Annotated in this window: 20 protein-coding genes, 1 tRNA gene, 1 other RNA gene and 1 pseudogene; 11 read left to right on the forward strand and 12 right to left on the reverse strand. The window is 71.9% G+C overall.

Features of this window, described 5'->3' with window-relative positions:
• Positions 1-91, reverse strand: an RNA gene (ffs, locus tag Asera_RS04280) — signal recognition particle sRNA small type.
• Between the two features lie 102 nt (positions 92-193).
• On the opposite strand from ffs, the gene Asera_RS04285 reads away from it, so the two are divergent.
• A tRNA-Ser gene (locus tag Asera_RS04285) sits at positions 194-281 on the forward strand.
• A 79-nt stretch (positions 282-360) separates the two neighbouring features.
• Here the strand turns inward: Asera_RS04285 and Asera_RS33510 are convergent.
• Positions 361-633 (reverse strand): annotated as a pseudogene (locus Asera_RS33510) (tyrosine-type recombinase/integrase); the annotation flags it as partial.
• A 14-nt stretch (positions 634-647) separates the two neighbouring features.
• On the reverse strand, positions 648-1,133 hold the full coding sequence (locus Asera_RS04295) for a MarR family winged helix-turn-helix transcriptional regulator (protein WP_030448380.1): 486 nt from the start codon (positions 1,131-1,133) through the stop codon (positions 648-650).
• Between the two features lie 404 nt (positions 1,134-1,537).
• Here Asera_RS04295 and Asera_RS04300 point away from each other — a divergent pair, with 404 nt between their 5' ends.
• From Asera_RS04300 to Asera_RS32960, 3 genes are all read left to right on the forward strand, one after another.
• Positions 1,538-1,864, forward strand: coding sequence for a putative quinol monooxygenase (locus tag Asera_RS04300; RefSeq protein WP_157035056.1), 327 nt, complete (start codon positions 1,538-1,540; stop codon positions 1,862-1,864).
• Positions 1,865-1,980: 116 nt separating this feature from the next.
• The gene (locus Asera_RS04305) at positions 1,981-2,601 is read left to right on the forward strand and encodes a malonic semialdehyde reductase (RefSeq protein ID WP_030448382.1); all 621 of its coding nucleotides are present in this window, start codon (positions 1,981-1,983) and stop codon (positions 2,599-2,601) included.
• Positions 2,602-3,003: 402 nt separating this feature from the next.
• Positions 3,004-3,468: an NUDIX domain-containing protein gene (locus Asera_RS32960; RefSeq protein ID WP_030448383.1), complete on the forward strand. Its 465-nt coding sequence runs from the start codon at positions 3,004-3,006 to the stop codon at positions 3,466-3,468.
• 174 nt (positions 3,469-3,642) lie between these two features.
• Here the strand turns inward: Asera_RS32960 and Asera_RS04315 are convergent, their stop codons facing one another.
• On the reverse strand, positions 3,643-4,215 hold the full coding sequence (locus Asera_RS04315) for a CGNR zinc finger domain-containing protein (protein ID WP_030448384.1): 573 nt from the start codon (positions 4,213-4,215) through the stop codon (positions 3,643-3,645).
• Between the two features lie 81 nt (positions 4,216-4,296).
• Between Asera_RS04315 and Asera_RS04320 the strand changes: the two genes are divergently transcribed.
• Positions 4,297-5,478, forward strand: a complete 1,182-nt coding sequence (locus Asera_RS04320) for an epoxide hydrolase family protein (protein WP_030448385.1) — start codon at positions 4,297-4,299, stop codon at positions 5,476-5,478.
• Positions 5,479-5,581: 103 nt separating this feature from the next.
• Here the strand turns inward: Asera_RS04320 and Asera_RS04325 are convergent, their stop codons facing one another.
• Positions 5,582-5,932 (reverse strand): MmcQ/YjbR family DNA-binding protein, encoded by a 351-nt coding sequence (locus tag Asera_RS04325; RefSeq protein WP_030448386.1) that lies wholly within the window; start codon positions 5,930-5,932, stop codon positions 5,582-5,584.
• Positions 5,933-5,980: 48 nt separating this feature from the next.
• On the opposite strand from Asera_RS04325, the gene Asera_RS04330 reads away from it, so the two are divergent.
• From Asera_RS04330 to Asera_RS04345, 4 genes are all read left to right on the forward strand, one after another.
• Positions 5,981-6,997, forward strand: coding sequence for a DNA polymerase IV (locus tag Asera_RS04330; protein ID WP_030448387.1), 1,017 nt, complete (start codon positions 5,981-5,983; stop codon positions 6,995-6,997).
• A gap of 152 nt (positions 6,998-7,149) precedes the next feature.
• Entirely contained in the window at positions 7,150-7,314 is a 165-nt protein-coding gene (locus tag Asera_RS04335) for a hypothetical protein (RefSeq protein ID WP_157035057.1), read from the forward strand.
• A 104-nt stretch (positions 7,315-7,418) separates the two neighbouring features.
• Positions 7,419-8,369, forward strand: coding sequence for a diacylglycerol/lipid kinase family protein (locus Asera_RS04340; protein WP_051802726.1), 951 nt, complete (start codon positions 7,419-7,421; stop codon positions 8,367-8,369).
• Entirely contained in the window at positions 8,366-9,190 is an 825-nt protein-coding gene (locus Asera_RS04345) for a DUF1206 domain-containing protein (protein WP_051802727.1), read from the forward strand. The genes Asera_RS04340 and Asera_RS04345 overlap by 4 nt, the downstream gene beginning before the upstream one ends.
• Positions 9,191-9,265: 75 nt before the next feature.
• Here Asera_RS04345 and Asera_RS04350 read toward each other — a convergent pair whose 3' ends face one another.
• The 5 genes from Asera_RS04350 to Asera_RS04370 form a co-directional block, all read right to left on the reverse strand.
• A complete protein-coding gene (locus Asera_RS04350) occupies positions 9,266-10,270 on the reverse strand; it encodes an LLM class flavin-dependent oxidoreductase (RefSeq protein ID WP_084132384.1) in 1,005 nt (334 codons plus the stop codon).
• Between the two features lie 274 nt (positions 10,271-10,544).
• Positions 10,545-11,330, reverse strand: coding sequence for a PIG-L family deacetylase (locus Asera_RS04355; RefSeq protein ID WP_051802728.1), 786 nt, complete (start codon positions 11,328-11,330; stop codon positions 10,545-10,547).
• A 305-nt stretch (positions 11,331-11,635) separates the two neighbouring features.
• Positions 11,636-11,998, reverse strand: a complete 363-nt coding sequence (locus tag Asera_RS04360) for a VOC family protein (protein WP_211255713.1) — start codon at positions 11,996-11,998, stop codon at positions 11,636-11,638.
• A 52-nt stretch (positions 11,999-12,050) separates the two neighbouring features.
• Positions 12,051-12,866 carry a helix-turn-helix domain-containing protein gene (locus Asera_RS04365; RefSeq protein ID WP_030448392.1) on the reverse strand — a complete coding sequence of 272 codons (816 nt, stop codon included), beginning with the start codon at positions 12,864-12,866 and terminating at the stop codon, positions 12,051-12,053.
• Between the two features lie 85 nt (positions 12,867-12,951).
• A complete protein-coding gene (locus tag Asera_RS04370; RefSeq protein WP_030448393.1) occupies positions 12,952-13,161 on the reverse strand; it encodes a hypothetical protein in 210 nt (69 codons plus the stop codon).
• Positions 13,162-13,422: 261 nt separating this feature from the next.
• On the opposite strand from Asera_RS04370, the gene Asera_RS04375 reads away from it, so the two are divergent.
• Positions 13,423-14,199 carry a maleylpyruvate isomerase family mycothiol-dependent enzyme gene (locus Asera_RS04375; RefSeq protein ID WP_211255714.1) on the forward strand — a complete coding sequence of 259 codons (777 nt, stop codon included), beginning with the start codon at positions 13,423-13,425 and terminating at the stop codon, positions 14,197-14,199.
• A 19-nt stretch (positions 14,200-14,218) separates the two neighbouring features.
• On the opposite strand, the gene Asera_RS04380 is transcribed toward Asera_RS04375, so the two are convergent.
• Positions 14,219-14,950, reverse strand: a complete 732-nt coding sequence (locus Asera_RS04380; RefSeq protein WP_030448395.1) for a ZIP family metal transporter — start codon at positions 14,948-14,950, stop codon at positions 14,219-14,221.
• Positions 14,951-15,083: 133 nt separating this feature from the next.
• Here Asera_RS04380 and Asera_RS04385 point away from each other — a divergent pair, with 133 nt between their 5' ends.
• Positions 15,084-15,680 (forward strand): TetR/AcrR family transcriptional regulator, encoded by a 597-nt coding sequence (locus Asera_RS04385; protein WP_030448396.1) that lies wholly within the window; start codon positions 15,084-15,086, stop codon positions 15,678-15,680.
• A 114-nt stretch (positions 15,681-15,794) separates the two neighbouring features.
• Here the strand turns inward: Asera_RS04385 and ald are convergent, their stop codons facing one another.
• A complete protein-coding gene (ald, locus tag Asera_RS04390; RefSeq protein WP_030448397.1) occupies positions 15,795-16,910 on the reverse strand; it encodes an alanine dehydrogenase in 1,116 nt (371 codons plus the stop codon).
• Positions 16,911-17,047 lie beyond the last annotated feature (137 nt).

Below are 17,047 nucleotides of genomic sequence, written 5' to 3' on the forward strand. Positions count from 1 at the left end.
AAAGGGCCCCCGTGCACCCGTGAGAGCTCGCGTACCCTTGCTGCCTTCCGGCCCTGGGGGAGTTGACGAGATGCACGCCGCACGAGGGGCTGGCGACTACTGTACAGGGCACCCGGCGGCCGAACCCACCCGCATGCGGCGCTCGGCGGTACCGGCTGGATACCTGCTCGCGCGGGCCGGTATCGTGTCCCGCGGAGGATTCGCCTAGTGGCCTAGGGCGCACGCTTGGAAAGCGTGTTGGGTTCACACCCTCACGAGTTCGAATCTCGTATCCTCCGCCAGTGCCTCACCGGGCACGACGTCGATGGCCCCCGCTGCGAGCAGCGGGGGCCATCGACGTCCGTAGTCTCATCTACAGTCTCAACGGGGCCCGGCGGAATTCCCGGGAGTCCCCTCTCCGCCCTCCTTGGCCACTACCCAGATGGGGCCGCCGACGCGCTGCGCCACGTCCCGGAGGGTGCCGGCGGTCACGTGCTGGTAGCGGGCCGCCATGGCGGTCGACGACCACCCCATGATCTGCATCACCACGCGCTCCGGTACGCCGAGGGTGAGCAGGACCGTGGCGGCGGTGTGGCGTCCGTCGCGGACCGTGGCACTGGCGAGCAGGCCCTTCCACGGGTCGTAGTCGGGTCGGCGCGCCCCCGACTTCAGTCATCGAGGGAGCGGTCATCCGGGTCGATGGCGCGCAAGATGCGTTGATCGATCTCGCGTAGCTGCCGGGACTGAGCCTTGGTCAGCGGGTCGAAGACCAGGCGGCGAACCTCCTCGACGTGGCCGGGTGCGGTGTGGGTCACCTTGGTCCAGCCCTCGGCGGTCAGGGTCGCCAGGGTGTAGCGGCCATCCGCCGGATCAGGGGTGCGGCGCACCCAGCCGCGCTGCTCATGCCGGGCGACCACCTGGGACAGGCGCGGCAGCGAGCCCCCGGTTCGCGTCGCCAGCACGCTCATCCGCAGGGTGCGGTCGGGCGCCTGGGACAGCCAGGCCAGCACCTGGTACTCGAAGTGACTGATCCCGGCGTCGCGGCGGAGTTGCGCGTCGAGCGCGGCCGGCAGCCTGATCAGCGCGCTGGCCAGGGAGAGCCACGTCCGCCTCTCCTCAGCGTCGAGCCAGCGGGGTTCCTGCGGGGTGTCCATGACGACAGCATAACTTAAAAGGTGAAGTGATTCACCGGCCGATTGACTTTCATGTTGAAGCGCCCTAGGCTAACTTGTGACTTAAATATTTAACTACTAGCGCCGAGTATCGGTCTGGGCTACGACCGCCTGGCCGCCGTGCTGGACTTCGGCACCACGCGAGTTCGTCCTGGTGGCGTTGGGCTGAGGACCGGGCGCCGACCAGGCATGACCGACCGGGCGCGGGGCCCAGAAGCGCCGTACCCCGGCTCCGCGCCCTCGAACGACCGTGGGCTGCAACTACAGAGGTACGCGCGATTTCCCGGCCCGGATGTTTCGGGTCGGCGCCCAAGGCCCGACGGGCCAACCGAGCGCGAATCCGCGTCCTGGCCGCCCAAGCGGCCAGGAACATCCGAGGAGTGAACATGTCGACATACATCGCCGTCAGCCACCTGCAGCCCAAGGAAGGCCTACGAGACCAGCTCATCGAGCTGCTGCGCGAGTTCGCAGTCTCGATGCACGCCGAGCCCGGGGGCATCCACTACTCGGTCCACCAGCCGATCGACGACCCGAGCGGTCCCTTGACGGTCGTCCAGGCGTACTCGTCGGTCGAGGCGTTCGAGGAGCACGACGCGTGGATGCGCTCGAACGTGCCAAGTCTCGCTGCGCTGCTTGCTTCCCGCCCACAGCCTCCGGTCCTGCATCGCCAGGTGCCACTGAGCGGGCACGCCAAGGAGTCCTTCTCGGCTTGAGCCGCCTGCGAACTGGACGTCGGCGGATCCGCCGAGGCGATCCCGTCCAAACCGGGGATCACCACCGGGCCACATCCCTTCTCCATCCTGTCCCGCTTGATCCGAAGGAACTTCCCATGTCAACGATCTCAACACTCGCAACGACCCTGCCCGTGCTCGACGACAGGGGCCGCCGCCTGCTGTTCACGGACGCGCGAACCGCGAACACCTTCACCGACCAGCCGGTGACCGACGAGCAGCTCGCCCAGATCTACGAACTGACGAAGTTCGGCCCGACCTCGGCGAACACCAGTCCCCTGCGCATCCTGTTCACCCGGCTCGGCGAGGGGCGCGACCGCCTGCTGCCGTTCATGAACGAGGGCAATCGAGCGAAGACGGCCGCCGCGCCGGTCACCGCCATCCTGGCCAACGACTCCGCGTTCCATGAGCGGATCCCTGAGCTGCTGCCGTTCAAGCCCCAGCTGCGCGAGGTGTTCGCCGGGGCCCCGGCCCTGCGCGAGGCAACAGCGCGCTACAACGGTGCGCTGCAGGCCGCGTACTTCATCTTCGGTGTCCGAGCTGTCGGCCTCGCCGCCGGGCCGATGAGCGGCTTCGACGCCTCCGCCGTCGACGCCGAGTTCTTCGCCGGCACCACGTGGCAGTCCCATCTCGTGGTGAACATCGGGTACCCCGGTGCCGACGCCTGGTTCCCTCGCCTGCCGCGCCTGCACCACGACGAGGTCGTCCGCTACGCGTGAGCAACCGGATCGGGCGTATCTGAACCTCTTCGAACCCGGCAACGTACGGGCGTTCTTGGACGAAGCCCTTGCCCGCCGGCTGTTTCCCGCAACAGGAACGGCGGAGATCGACGGCTGGCCCCTGTTCGACGCTCTGATGCCGAACGCTCGGTCAGCCAGACAAGCAGTCACCGCCGATCGATCAGCCAGTGCGTGACGTCTGTCGCCGCACGATCGAGAGTCCTGGAAGTATGTGGCCTCCGGCGCCTCGGCGATGCTGGTCACGGCGGTGTGTTTCGCATCGGTCAGGTGCGGCTGAGGTTCTGCCGCAGGTGCCGCAACTGCCACGCGGTCAACACGGCGCGGGGGCAACCCCAGCCAGCCGGGCTGGTTTCTGCGTATAAGCAAGGTGATGATGAGAACGTGCTGGTTCCCCGAGCAGTTGCCGTCGTCATTGACGGGCCTCGTGCGCTGATCATCAAGCGTTTCCTCAGGCACGACTCTGCGGCTGTCTGTGCGATGTGCGGCGACGCCGGCTGGCCCGGGCCAACGTGCCCCGGCCATCACTATGCGGTCCTTCCCGGCGGCGGCGTTGAAGACGGCGAAACCGTCGAGGAGGCCGCTCTGCGCGAGCTCAACGAGGAAACGACACTGAGCGCGAGGATCGAGCGGCTGGCGTGGACGGGCCGGCACAACGGCCGACCCGCCTCGTACTTCCTCATGGCTGACGTCCGCGGGATTCCGGTCCTGTCCGGCGAAGAGGCACAGGCGCATGGCCCAAACGACAGTTTTGAACTCATGTGGGCCACCGCCCAGGATTTCGACCGCCTCAACCTTCATCCCGCTGACATCCGGGCTCCGCTCTCCAGCCTTCTGCGAGCGAACTGAACCCTGGCACAGGTGCAGGTCCGGCAGCAGCAGTTGGCAGGGCGGAAACGCCGGTCTGCCAACGTCCCTGGCCGAGCTGGCGCTGTCCTGCCGTCTCATTCGCGCCCGTACGCGGCCGTTCGGAGACATCCACGGTTCCTCGGGGCGCCGGTCCGGCGTTGTTCGTCGGTGCGATTACGCCGGTGTGACGTTGTTGCGGTGGTTGGCGGTGAAGCGCGCCTTCTTCTGGCGGTTACCGCACGTGTTCATGTCGCACCACCTGCGGGTGCGGCTCTGGCTGGTGTCGAAGAAGGCGGCCTGGCAGGTCGGCGATGAGCACAGGGCCAGCCTCCCGTCGCGTTCCCCCGCGATGATGCCGATCGCGTCGGCGGCGATCACCCCGAGCGCGTCTGCCACGGCGGAGGCCGAGCCGAGCTGCCAGCGCCGGGCGCCCTCGGGAGTCAGGACAGCCGCGGCCCGCCCCTGAATGCTGCAGTCGTTGATGATCTCGACGGCGGGCATCGGGAGCGGTTCGTGGCGCGCGGCCGCGGTCGCCGCGGCGTGAATCGACTCGCGGAGCTGCCACGCGCGTTCGAGCTGGACGGTGGTGCAGGACGGCACGGCGAGGCCACTGACCGCGAGCCAGTCGGCGAGTCGGTCGGGCGTGGGGATGCGTTCCACCGCGTCGCCGTACCGCTCGGACAGGGTCCCGGTGAAGCTGGTCGCCAGCACCTTGCCGAGACGGAAGTCGGGAAACCGGGGACTCATGGAACCACCTTAGCCGGTTGCGAGCGCGTTCCGGCCATGCTAGAACCGTCTTAGCTGGTTCCAACAGGATGGGGGCGCCGCATGAGCCGTCACACCCGCGACGTGCACACGTTCGAAGCCCACGCGAGCGACGCCGAGCTCGCCGAGCTGCGCGCACGGCTGGCCGCGGCCCGGCTGCCGGAGGCCGAGACGGTCCGCGGCGCCCCGCCCGGCCCGCACCGATGGGAGCAGGGCGTTCCCCTCGCCGACCTGGTGGACGTGGTGCACCACTGGCGCACCGCCTACGACTGGCGGGCGTTCGAGACGCGCCTCGACCGGATCGGCCAGTTCCGCACGACCATCGACGGGCTGGGAATCCACTTCCTGCATCGCCGATCGGCCCGCCCGGACGCCACGGCACTGATCCTCACGCACGGCTGGCCGGGCAGCGTCGCCGAGTTCGCCCACGTGATCGACGAGCTGACCGCGCCGTCAGACGCCACCGCGCCGGCGTTCCACGTCGTGGCTCCGTCCCTGCCGGGGTTCGGCTACAGCGACAAGCCAGCCGGTACCGGATGGGGCACCGGACGGATCGCGGCCGCCTGGGTGGAGCTGATGGGACGGCTCGGGTACGACAGGTTCGTGGCGCACGGCGGCGACTGGGGCGGCGTGATCACCACGGTCCTCGGCGGCAGGTTCCCGGAACACGTTCTCGGTATCCACACCACGCTCGCGCAGGCGCCGCCCGGATTGCCGACGGACGGGTTGACCGCGGTCGAGCGCACCTGGGTCGACCAGACCCGCGACTTCTGGCTGCACCGGGCGGCGTACGCGAAGCAGCAGGCGACCCGACCGCAGACCATCGGGTACTCGCTCGTCGACTCACCGGTCGGGCTGCTCGCCTGGATCCTCGACAAGTTCGCCGAGTGGACCGACACCGAGGACAGCCCGTTCGAGACGATCTCCACCGACCGGATCCTCGACGACGTCACCCTGTACTGGCTGACGCGTACGGGCGCGTCGGCGGCCCGCATCTACTACGAGAGCCACGGCGGCGTGAACGCGCTCGATCCCGAGCTGCGGGTCGACGTCCCGTCGGCGATCAGCATCTACCCTCGCGACATCGAGAAGTGTCCACGCCCCTGGGCGCAGGAACGGTACCGGCAGATCGTCCGCTGGCGGTCGCCGGAGAACGGCGGGCACTTCCCGTCGCTGGAGGTTCCCGGGCCGTTCGTCCGGGATCTGCAGGAGGGCCTCGCGGCGGTACTGGCCGCACAGGCGTGAACGCGGCCGGCGCCGAGCCCACCGACTCCCGACGCCCCGTCCCGACCGACCGCGGTCGAGCCCGCGTTCGGGCTCGTCCGCCCGGAGTTGTGGGCGAGCGGGGTTACGGGGCGTGCAGGGGCGGGTGGATCGCGGCGATCTTCTTGGGCACGCACATCAGCCAGGCGTCGAGGACGAGTTCGCGCATCTCGGGCACGTCGAGGGCGGCCAGCCGCACCCGCACCCAGTTGAACCGCTCGTCCGACGGCAGCGGCGGCAGGAACTTCTCCGGCTCGCCGGCGACCAGCGCGTCGCGCTCGTCCTTCGGGTAGCCGAAGCCCATGATCGTCTCGTCCCGGGAGAGTGCCGCGTAGACGATGCGGCCGACCCGGAACTTGACCCGGTCGTACACCAGCGCCTCGGTGGTGCGGGGCAGCCGGATGGCCCAGCTGCGCACGTCGTCGACGGTGACCATGCCTCCGGTCTACCCCCGGGGACCGACATTTCCGCGGGAGAATGGTGCGTGGCCCGCTGGGTACTGCACGTCGACCTGGACCAGTTCGTCGCGGCGGTGGAGATCCTGCGCCGACCGGAGCTGCGCGGCCTGCCGGTGGTGGTCGGCGGCGACGGCGACCCGAGCCGGCGCGGCGTGGTGAGCACCGCGTCGTACCAGGCCCGGCGGTACGGCGTGCATTCCGGCCAGCCGCTGCGCATTGCGGCCAGGCTGTGCCCGGACGCGGTGTTCCTGCCGGTCGACCGGGAGGCGTACGAGGCGGCCTCGGCGACGGTGATGGCCACGCTGCGCGGCTTCGACGCGGTCGTGCAGGTACTCGGGTGGGACGAGGCGTTCCTCGCCGTGGACACCGACGACCCGGCCGCGGTGGCCGCCGAGATCCAGCGCCGGGTGCGCGCGGCGACCGCGCTGGACTGCACCGTCGGCATCGGTACCAACCGGATCCAGGCCAAGCTCGCCACCGGCTTCGGCAAGCCCGCCGGGATCTTCACCATCACCCCCGACACCTGGTACGGCCTGCTCGGCGACCGGCCGCCCGACGCGCTGTGGGGCATCGGCGCGAAGACGGCGAAGCGGTTGGCGGCGCTCGGGATCACGACGGTGGCGGGGCTGGCCGGTACCGACCCGAGCACGCTCGCGGACGCGTTCGGCGCGGCGACCGGCCCGTGGCTGGTACGGCTGGCGCGCGGTGCGGACGACGGCACGGTGACCGACGCGCCGCACGTGCCGCGGTCCCGCAGCCGGGAAACCACGTACCAGGAGGATCTGGCCGACTGGGCGCAGGTGCGGCGGGAGGTGGCCCGGTTGGCCCGGCTGGTCGCCGCCGACGCCGCCGAGCTGCGGGTGGCGCGGGTGGTGGTGAAGGTGCGGTACGCCCCGTTCCACACGCACACCCACGGGCACTCCCTGGCCGAGCCGACGACCGACGCCGACCGGATCGAAATGGCGGCGCTCGCCGCCCTCGACGACTTCGCCGCCGACCGCCCGGTCCGGCTCCTCGGCGTACGCGCGGAGTTCCCGCGCTGATCCGCCGCGGCCGACGCGCCAGGTGGACGGCGCCGGCGCTTCCGTTGGTACGCCGGGAAAGCGGTGCCGGCACGCGTCGGTCCACTGTCCATTGTGGAGCTATGGTCGGTGACCGTGGCATGCGAAGCGGTCCGAATGGGTACTGCTCTGGCATGCAGACACTCAATGTCGTGCTGTTGATCGCATCGGTCCTGTTCCTGGTGCTGGGCGGGATCAGCTACAGCCACCGGCGGACCCGCAAGGTCCGCTGGGAGTGGCTCGGCATCGCCTGCCTGGTGGCGACGATGTTGGTGAGCAAGCTCGCTGCGCTGTTCTGATCCGCCGCGCACCGCCCTCCCCAGCCGGCATCGGCGGCGTACCCAGGCGCCGGTGCCGGGCCCGCCGGCGCCACTCGGCGGCCGCACCACCCCCGGAGGCACCCATGCTGTTGCTCCACAACGAGGACGCCGGCACCAGCGATGCCGAGTCGATCGCGACCGGCGAGAAGATCATCGGTGCGCCGGTCACCCGGGTCGCGGTCTCGGCCGGCACCGGGCTCGACCCGATCCTGGCCGAGCACACCGACGAGGACGTGATCGTCGCCGGGGGCGACGGATCGCTGCACGCCCTGCTCCGCGCGCTGTACCGGCGGGACGAGCTCGGCCGGCGGCGTGTCGGGCTGCTCCCGCTCGGTACCGGCAACGACTTCGCCCGCGGCAGCGGGATCCCGCTGGACGTCACGGCGGCGGCCGGCGTCGTCCGGGACGGCGCCACCCGCGCCACCGACCTGATCGTGGACGACACCGGCGACGTCGTGGTGAACGCGGCGCACGTCGGGGTCGGCGCCGACGCCGCGGACAGCGCCCGCCCGCTCAAGCCGCACGTGGGCCCGGCCGCCTTCCCGATCGGTGCGATGATCGCCGGTCTGGTCCGACCCGGCAAGCGGCTGACCGTGGTCATCGACGGTCGTACGGCCACGCATCCGCGGCACCGCAACCTGATGGTGGCCGTCTCCAACGCGCCGACGATCGCCGGCGGCAGCGCGCTGCTCAGCCCGGACGCGTCCGTGCACGACGGCCGGATGCACGTGACGATCTCGCAGGCGACCGGGCCGATCGCGCGGATCGGTTACGCCCTGCGGCTGCTGCGCGGCCGGCACGTCGACTCGCTCGACGTCATCCACGGCCCGGCGGACCGGGTGCTGGTGGCCGGCGAGTCCTTCCGGGTCAACGCGGACGGCGAACTCTCCGCGCCGACCGTCAGCCGGTCCTGGCGGGTACTGCCAGGCGCCTGGCGCCTGTTCGTACCGGCCGACCGCGCGACGGGCCGGCAGCCAGCGGCCGAAGCCGCCGGCGAAGCTGGTCCGGGTACGGAGGCGGAGGTGCGACGGTGACCGCGATCCGATGGCCGTGGCGGCACGCGCCCACCCACCACCGTCAGGTGCTGATGCGCCGCGTCGGCCGGGCGGGCTACGCCGCGTACGGGGCGATCCACCTGCTGGTCGCCTGGCTCGCGGTGCAGATCGCGTTCGGCGGCTCGGACCGGTCGGCCGACGCCGGCGGCGCCCTCGCCACCCTGGCCGGCGCCGCGTTCGGCCGGGTACTGCTCGCGATCCTCACCGTGGGGCTGCTGCTGCTGACCCTGTGGCGGCTCGCCGAGGCCGTCTGGGGCGAGCCCGGCCACGGTGGCCATCCCGGCACGAAGCGGCGACTGACGTCGATCGCGCAGGCGATCTGCTTCGCCGCGCTGACCGCGACCACGGCGCGAACGGTGCTGTCCGACCGCGCACCGTCCAGCGGGCACAGCGAGCAGCGGGCGACGTCGACCGCGCTGAGCCTGCCGGGCGGGCGGTTCCTGGTCGGCGCGATCGGCGTCGGGGTGGTCGCGCTCGGCATCGGCATGCTCTGCTACGGCCTGCTCCGCCGGTTCGAGCGCGCCATGCAACTGGACCGGCTGGGCCACCGGGCCCGCCGCGCCGTGCTCGCCGTCGGCGCGATCGGGCACGTCGCCAAGGGCGTCGCGTACGGCATCGTCGGCGTGCTGCTGACCATCTCGGCGGTCACCTACCAGCCGCACCACAGCCGCGGGCTGGACCAGGCGCTGCGGGTACTGGCCGGCCAGCCGCACGGCCGGGTGCTGCTGTGCCTGGTGGCGTTCGGGATCGGCTGCTTCGGCGTGCTGTGCTTCGTCCGCGCCCGCTACCAGCGACGCTGAGCGATCCCGCACGACGGCACGTCACCGGCGGCGTCAGGGGGCCGCGTCGCCACCGGGCAGCCGCGAGCGCGCCGGTCAGTGCGCGATGACCAGCTCGTACGAGTGGAGCCGGGCCTTGTGGTCCCAGGCCTGGGTGGTGACCATCAGCTCCTGCGCACCGGTCTTCGCAACCAGTTCGGTCAGCTGGTGCGCCACCTGGTCCGGGTCGCCGACGACGGTGTGCTGGCCACGCTGCTCCATCAACTGCCGGTCCAGCGACGTGTACGGGTAGTTCGCCGCCTGCTCGGGGCTGGGCAGCGGGCCCGGCCGACCGGTGCGCAGCTGCAGGAACGACAGCTCCTGCGAGCTCGCCATCCGCCGCGCCTCGTCCTCGGTGTCGGCGCAGAACACCGACACCCCGAGCATCACGTACGGCTCGGCCAGGTCCGGCGACGGCCGGAACGACGAGCGGTACAGTTCCACCGCCGGCAGCGTGTTGTCGCCGGCGAAGTGGTGCGCGAACGAGAACGGCATGCCGAGCGCGCCGGCCAGCTGCGCCGAGTAGCCGGACGAGCCGAGCAGCCAGATCGGCGGCCGATAGCCCTTGCCCGGCACGGCGGTGATCGCGCCGTACGGGTGGTCGTCCGGGAACTCGCCGTCCAGGAAGCCGATCAGCTCGCCGAGCTGGCGCGGGAACTCGTCCGCGGCGGGCGAGGCGTCCCGGCGCAGCGCGTGCGCGGTGACCTGGTCGGTACCGGGGGCTCGACCGAGCCCGAGGTCGATCCGCCCGTCGTGCAGCGCGGACAGCATGCCGAACTGTTCGGCCACCACCAGCGGCGCGTGGTTGGGCAGCATCACCCCGCCGGAGCCGACCCGGATGCGCTCGGTCGCGCTCGCCAGGTGCCCGATCAGCACCGGCGGGGACGAGCTCGCGATGCCCGGCATGTTGTGGTGCTCGGCCACCCAGTACCGGTGGTAACCAAGCCGTTCCGCCAGCCGTACCAGCTCGACGCTGTTGCGCAACGCGTCGGCCGGCGTCGATCCGTCCGGTACCGGCGCCAGGTCCAGCACCGACAGCTTCACCTCGTCAGACACAGCCACGTGACGTGCAACGCGCCGCGCTCCCGGCGCGTTCCCGGGTACGGCGGTCGGTAGGCGGGATCACAGCGCCGCCGCCAGCCCGGCGTGCCGGACCACGCCTCGGACCAGCCGGGCACCGCAACCCGGCATGTCCGGACCATGCCTCCGTCGGCACGGCGGGCCGGGCCGCGCCGCGGACCAGCCGGGCCACACGGCGGGCACGGACCACGCCTCGGACCAGCCGGGCCACTGCGGTGTGCCGGGTCGACGCTCCCCGGCTGGCCGCGGGGGGCCGTCAGCCCGGCACGGTGGCCAGGTCGGTGAGGATTCCGCGGGCGTGGCCGGTCAGGTACCACTCGTGCCGGTACGTGTCGGCGAAGCCGTCGCCGCCGACCGCCGCCGGCGCGATCTGGCTGGCGTGCGCGGACATCGCGGCCCGCTTCGCGGCGAGTTCGGCGTCGGTCGCGGTCAACCGCACCGGAATCTCGTGCCCGGCCCGTCCGTAGTCACCGGTGTGCCCGCTCGCCGCGTCGATCAGGTGGGTACCGCCACGTCGGTGCAGGTGGTCCCGGTCCACCGTCGCCTCGTACGACACGGCGCCGGTCATCGCCGCCGCCAGCGCGCCGATCCGGTGCACCGCAACGTGATCCGGGTGACCGTAGATGCCGCGGTCGTCGTAGTGCAGCACGGTGTCGGCCCGTTCGGCGTCGATCACCTCGGCGAGCCGCCGGGCCAGCCGGTCGGTCCGCCCCCGGGCCAGCGCCCGCGGATGCCGGGCCGACGGCCACCCCGCCATGCCCGAGTCGCGCCGGCCGAGCAGTACCAGCCGGGAGACGCCGAGCAGCTCGGCCGCGGCCTCCAGCTCGGCCAGCCGGCGGCGGTGCACGGTCTCGCCGGGGCGCAGCGGGGCGAGCCGCTCGCCGAGCTCACCGCCGGTGGCCATGACGAGTACCACCCGGGCGCCACGGTCGGCGAGCCGGCGCATGGTGGCCGCGGTGAAGATCGCCTCGTCGTCGGGGTGCGCGTGCAGAACGACGACGGCGCGGCCGGACAGGTCGGGCGCGCCGGCGGAGGCGGGCACGCGGGTACGGGCAGGGCGGGAGGCACGCAGGGCCGAAGACATGGGTACGCTCGCTGACTCGACGGGAGCCCGGTGGCAGACCGGGCGGGGCGCGGGAGATCAGCGGCAACAACACGGACACGCGGCGGCGACAATCGGCGCGAAGCCGGTCGCGGTGCAGCGCAGGTCCGTCATGACCGAGGATTCTGCCACGACCGCGGGCCGGCCCGCCAGGACACCCCGGACACCGGCCCGCGATCCGCCGAACGCGACTCGCCGCCCCGGGCCGGACCGGACAGCCGGTCCGGCGTCGGCGGCGGCCCGGGTCAGGCGGCAGCGAGGATCCAGCGGTGCCCGAAGGGGTCGGCGATGCGTCCCATCCGGCCGTACTCGTGGTCGCTCAGCGGAAAGATCTCGGTACCGCCGGCATCGATCGCCCGCTGCCAGACGGCGTCCACGTCGGGCAGCCGCAGCGCGAGGATGACCGGTACCGCCCCGTCCGGTGCGGGATCGACGTCGTCGGCGTCCTTGACGGCGAACTCGCTGGTACCGACGGAGAGATCGGCGTGCACGATGCGGCCGGCGTCGCGGTAGCGGCTCAGTTCGGTCGCGCCGAACGCCTGCCGGTAGTAGTCGATGGCGGCGGCCGCGTCCCGGACCGCCAGGGTGGGTGCGAGTGTGCTGTCCATGCCTGCCATCGTGGCGCCGCGGGCGGCACCGGTATTGGAAAAACCCGACCGCTCAGCCCGATGCGACCGGCAGGTGGTTGGGCATGCCCGCCGCGCGCGGCCGGTACCGGGTGGGCGTGACCGAGGCGAACGTCCGGAAGTCGTGGATCAGGTGCGACTGGTCGACGTACCCGTGTGTGGCGGCCAGTCCGGCCCAGTCGATCCGGACCGCGCCCGCCGGCAGCGCCGCGCAGCCGGCGGCGACCCGCTGGAACCGGCGGATCCGCGCGTACCGCTTCGGGGTGTAGCCCGTGTGGGCGGCGAACCGGCGGGCCAGCCCCCGGTCGGTACGGCCCAGCCGGTCCGCGACGGTCGCCACCGGCAGCCCGCGCTCCAGCGCCCTGGCCGCCGCGCCCACGAGCGGATCCGGTCCGGCCGGCCGGTCTCGCAGCCGGGCCAGCAGCAGCTCGGCCATTGCGGCCAGCCGCCCGCGCGGGGTCGGGTAGCCGCGCAGCCGCTCCGCGAGCGTCGCGCCGTCCCGGCCCCACAGCTCGTCCAGCGGCAGATCGCCGGTGGCGTCCGGAGTACCGAAGAACGGGAAGCCGCCGCCGGGCCGGAAGCAGACGCCGACGACCTGCCGCTGCTCGGCGGTGTCGATGCACAGCGGCGCGGCGTTGGCCCCGGACACCGTCGCCGCGGGCAGCCGGTGCACCCGGGCGAAGCCCGGACCGTCGTACCAGCGTTGCTCGTCCTCGGCGAGGTTGACGATCAGCTGCTGCCGCCCGGTCGGCAGGGCCAGCTCCAGCGCGGCGTCGAGCGGTTCGTCGTACCAGTAGAGGTTCGTGACGAACGGGGCGAGCGGCGCCGGCGGCGGCATCGTCAACAGCATCGCCTGCCAGACTACGACGCCGCGGGCCGGCCGAGCGGGTCAGCGGCGACGACGCGCGGACGGGCCGGGGCAGTTGCGACGTGGGTCAGCTGGCCGGGGCGAGCGGCCGGCGGTGGTCCTCGACGAGCTCCAGATCGGCCAGGTTGACCAGCTCGGCCACCTCGTCCACCGACCGGCACACCGCCACCTGGTAGCCGTTGTGTGACACGCGCAGCAGATCGCGGGGCCGGCCGTCCTCGGCTGCGGTCCCGATCATGTGCTCGACGGTCCAGCGCCCGTCCCTGCTGCGGTACATCGTCTTCGACGGTAAGCCGGATTCCTTGGCGTGGCCTGGAAAAAGGGCCTCGATGTAACGGAGGAAACGGCCAGGGCGTCGCCCCGGCCACACTTCTGCCGGTACGGACGACCGACCCCACCGTTCGGCCTACTCACCGACCAGCCGAACGGGCCAATCCGGTTAGGGATCCTGGCAGAACGGGGTCGAACGGCCGGACCGAAAGGCACCGGTGGGGCATACCGGGCGGCGGTCGTCAGACCTCGCTTCTACGATGCGACCATGCCCATGTCCGTTGCCGATCATCTCGCCACGCTGCGCGCCGAGGGCGAGTTGCTCGCCGCGGCCGCCGACCGCACCGACCTCGACACCCCCGTCCCGACCTGCCCCGACTGGACGCTGCGCGACCTGCTGCGCCACATCGGCGGGGTGCACCGCTGGGCCGGCTACTACGTGACCACGGGATATGCCGAGGAGACCAGCGAGGAGCTCGACCGCGAGCTGATGGAGACCTGGGGCGACGACGCCGAGCTGGTCGGCTGGTTCCGCGCCGGGCATGCCGCGCTCGTCACGGCGCTGACCGAGGCGCCCGATTCGTTGGCCTGCTGGACGTTCCTGCCCGCGCCGTCGCCGCTGGCGTTCTGGGCCCGGCGGCAGGCGCACGAGACGGCGATCCACCGGGTCGACGCGCAGGCCGCGGCGGGCCGGATCACCGGCGTCGCACCCGAGTTCGGCGCCGACGGTCTGGACGAACTCCTGCTCCGCTTCCTCACCCGCCGCCGGCACCGCCCGGACGGCTGGGGCGCGCCGACCCGGCTGGGGCTGACCGCCACCGACATCGACCGGCGCTGGCTCGTGACGATCTCCGAGTCCGGTGTCCGAGGCGACGATCGGCCCGACGCCGCCGCCTGCGCCGCGGCCGACTGCGTGATCACCGCGACCGCGTCCGACCTGTACCACCTGATGTGGAACCGGCGCGACCACGCCGGTCTGACCGTCACGGGTCGTCCCGATGTCCTCGACCGGTGGCGCACCACCATGGCGGTCCGCTGGTCCTGACGCGGTTCGCCGCGGCCGGTCAGCCCGCGACGCCGACCACGACGAACATGAAGGCCATCCCCAGTACGGTCATGCCGAGGGTGAGGCGGCTGGGGTGCCGGGCGTGCGCCTCGGGCAGGATGTCGCTGGTCGCGATGTAGAGCAGGAATCCGGCGAAGAAGCCGAGATAGAGCCCCAACACCGACTGCGGTACGTGCACGAACAGCGTCACCGCCGCCCCGGCCACCGGCGCCACCGCGTCCAGGCACAGCAGGGTGAGCGCGCGGCGATGGGCGTTGCCGTACAGCGAGGTGATGGTGAAGGTGTTGAAGCCGTCGGCGAAGTCGTGCGCGATGACGGCGATCGCCACGGTGGCACCGATCGCGGTACTCGCCTGGAAGCCGAGGCCGATCCCGAGCCCGTCCAGGAAGCTGTGCGCGACCAGTGCCGAGGCGGCGAGGACCCCGACGGTCGGGTAGTGGTGGCCGTGCGACTCGTACTCGTGCTCGTGGCCGCGGTGCACCGCGGTGCCACGTTCGACGATGTGCAGGGTGAGGAACCCGGCGGCGAACGTGATCATCACGGCGGGCACGCCGAGCACGTGGTAGGCGTTCTGCTCGAACATCTCCGGCAGCAGGTCGAACGCCACGACGCCCAGCAGTACGCCGGCCGCGAGGCCGAGGATCAGGTGCAGCTTGTCCCGGGCCCGGAGCGCGACGAGGCCACCCGCGAGGGTGGCCACCAGGGACAACAGCGTGACGAGTACCGCCATGCCGCCCAGCATATTCGACAACGATTTTCTCTTTCACTGGGCCGCCCGCGATCTCGATCACTGCCCAGCCGTTACCCGGCTGCGCGACTCGCTCGACTGAGACGATCGAGCAAGGCGTTGCTAGGCTGCGGCGATGGCCGGAGGCAACAACAAGGGCAACCGCGAGGCGCTGCTCGACGGCGCGAAACGGTGCCTGCTGGAGAAGGGGTTCGACCGCAGCTCGGTGCGCGACATCGCGACGGCCGCCGGGGTCTCCACCGCCGCGATCGGCTACCACTTCGGATCCCGGGAGAAGCTGCTGTTCCAGGCGCTGTTCGCGCTCATCGACGAGTGGGGCGACAAGGCCGGCCGGGCGCTCGTCTCGGCCGACGACCCCGACGCGGACGTGGTGGAGCGATACGTGCGCAGCTGGGACGAGCTGATCGCGCAGGCCCGCGCGCACCCCGACCTGTGGCTGACCTCGGTCGACCTGTTCATGCAGGCGCGCCGGAACCCGGACCTGCTGCCGCAGTTGGCCGACGGGATGCGGCAGGGCCGCACCGGCTCCGCCGCGACCATCCTCAGCGTGCCCGAGGACGAGGTCTCCGACGAGGCGGCGCGCACGGTCGGGATGGTGCAGATGGCACTGATGTCCGGCGTCGTCATCCAGGCGCTCGCCGACCCGGAGCACCCGCCGACCGGCGCCGCCGTACTGGCCGGCCTGCGCGCCCTCGCCGACCTCGGAAAGTGACCCCGGCGCCGGGACCCGAAGCCGCCCGGGCGCCGCAACGGACCCGGAAGGGCCGCACACGAACTCGGCCCGCCACCTCGCAGGTGCCGGGCCGAGCGGGTGGTACGGCGACGGTCAGGCGAGCACGTCGGCGACCGGACGGAACGGCAGGTCGTGCGCGGCGGCGACCGGCTCGTTGGTGAGCTGGCCGGCGTGCGTGTTGAGCCCCTGCGCGAGCGCCGGGTCGTCGGCCAGCGCGGCGCGCCATCCCTTGTCCGCCAACGCAACCGCGTACGGCATGGTCACGTTGGTGAGCGCGAACGTGGAGGTGTTCGGCACCGCGCCCGGCATGTTCGCCACGCAGTAGAAGATGCTGTCGTGCACCCGGTAGGTCGGGTCGGCGTGCGTGGTCGGGCGGGAGTCCTCGAAGCAGCCGCCCTGGTCGATCGAGATGTCCACCAGCACGCTGCCCGGCCGCATCCGGGACACCAGCTCGTTGCTGACCAGCTTCGGCGCCTTCGCGCCCGGCACCAGGACCGCACCGATCACCAGGTCGGCGTCGGTGACCTCCTTCTCCAGCTGGAACGCGTTCGAGGCGACGGTGTGGATCCGCCCCTCGTACAGGTGGTCCAGCTCGCGCAGCTTCTCCACGTTGAGGTCGAGCACGGTCACGTCGGCGCGCATGCCGACCGCGATCTCGACCGCGTTGCGGCCGGCGACACCCGCGCCGAGCACGACGACCTTCGCCGGCGTGACCCCCGGTACGCCGCCGGGCAGCACGCCGCGGCCACCGGCGAACCGCATCAGGTGGTACGCGCCGACCTGCGGGGCGATCCGGCCGGCGACCTCGCTCATCGGGGCCAGCAGCGGCAGCGAGCGGTCGGCGAGCTGCACCGTCTCGTAGGCCACCGAGGTGACCTTGCGGTCCAGCAGCGCGTCGGTGCACTCCCGGGACGCGGCGAGGTGCAGGTAGGTGAAGAGCACCTGACCCTCGCGCATCCGGTGGTACTCCTCGGCGACCGGCTCCTTGACCTTGAGCACCAGGTCCGCCTCGGCCCACACCGCGTCGGCGGTGTCGCCGATCTTGGCACCGGCGTGCAGGAACTCGTCGTCCGGGATGGACGAGCCGACGCCCGCGCCGCGCTCGATGACCACCTCGTGCCCGTGCGTGACCAGTTCGTGCACCCCGGCCGGGGTGATCGCGACCCGGAACTCGTTGTTCTTGACCTCGCGTGGAACGCCGACCTTCATGACGCACTGTCCTTCCGACTGCAGGCACCGTTGCCTGGGAGAGGTCGTGCGGATCGGGCTCGACCGACCTCTGCTTGAGCTGATCACCGGTTCAACGACACGAGTCGTTCGAGGGTCGCCCGTGTCGACACCTCTGC

It is taken from the genome of Actinocatenispora sera (assembly GCF_018324685.1).
Classification (GTDB): Bacteria; Actinomycetota; Actinomycetes; order Mycobacteriales; family Micromonosporaceae; genus Actinocatenispora; species Actinocatenispora sera.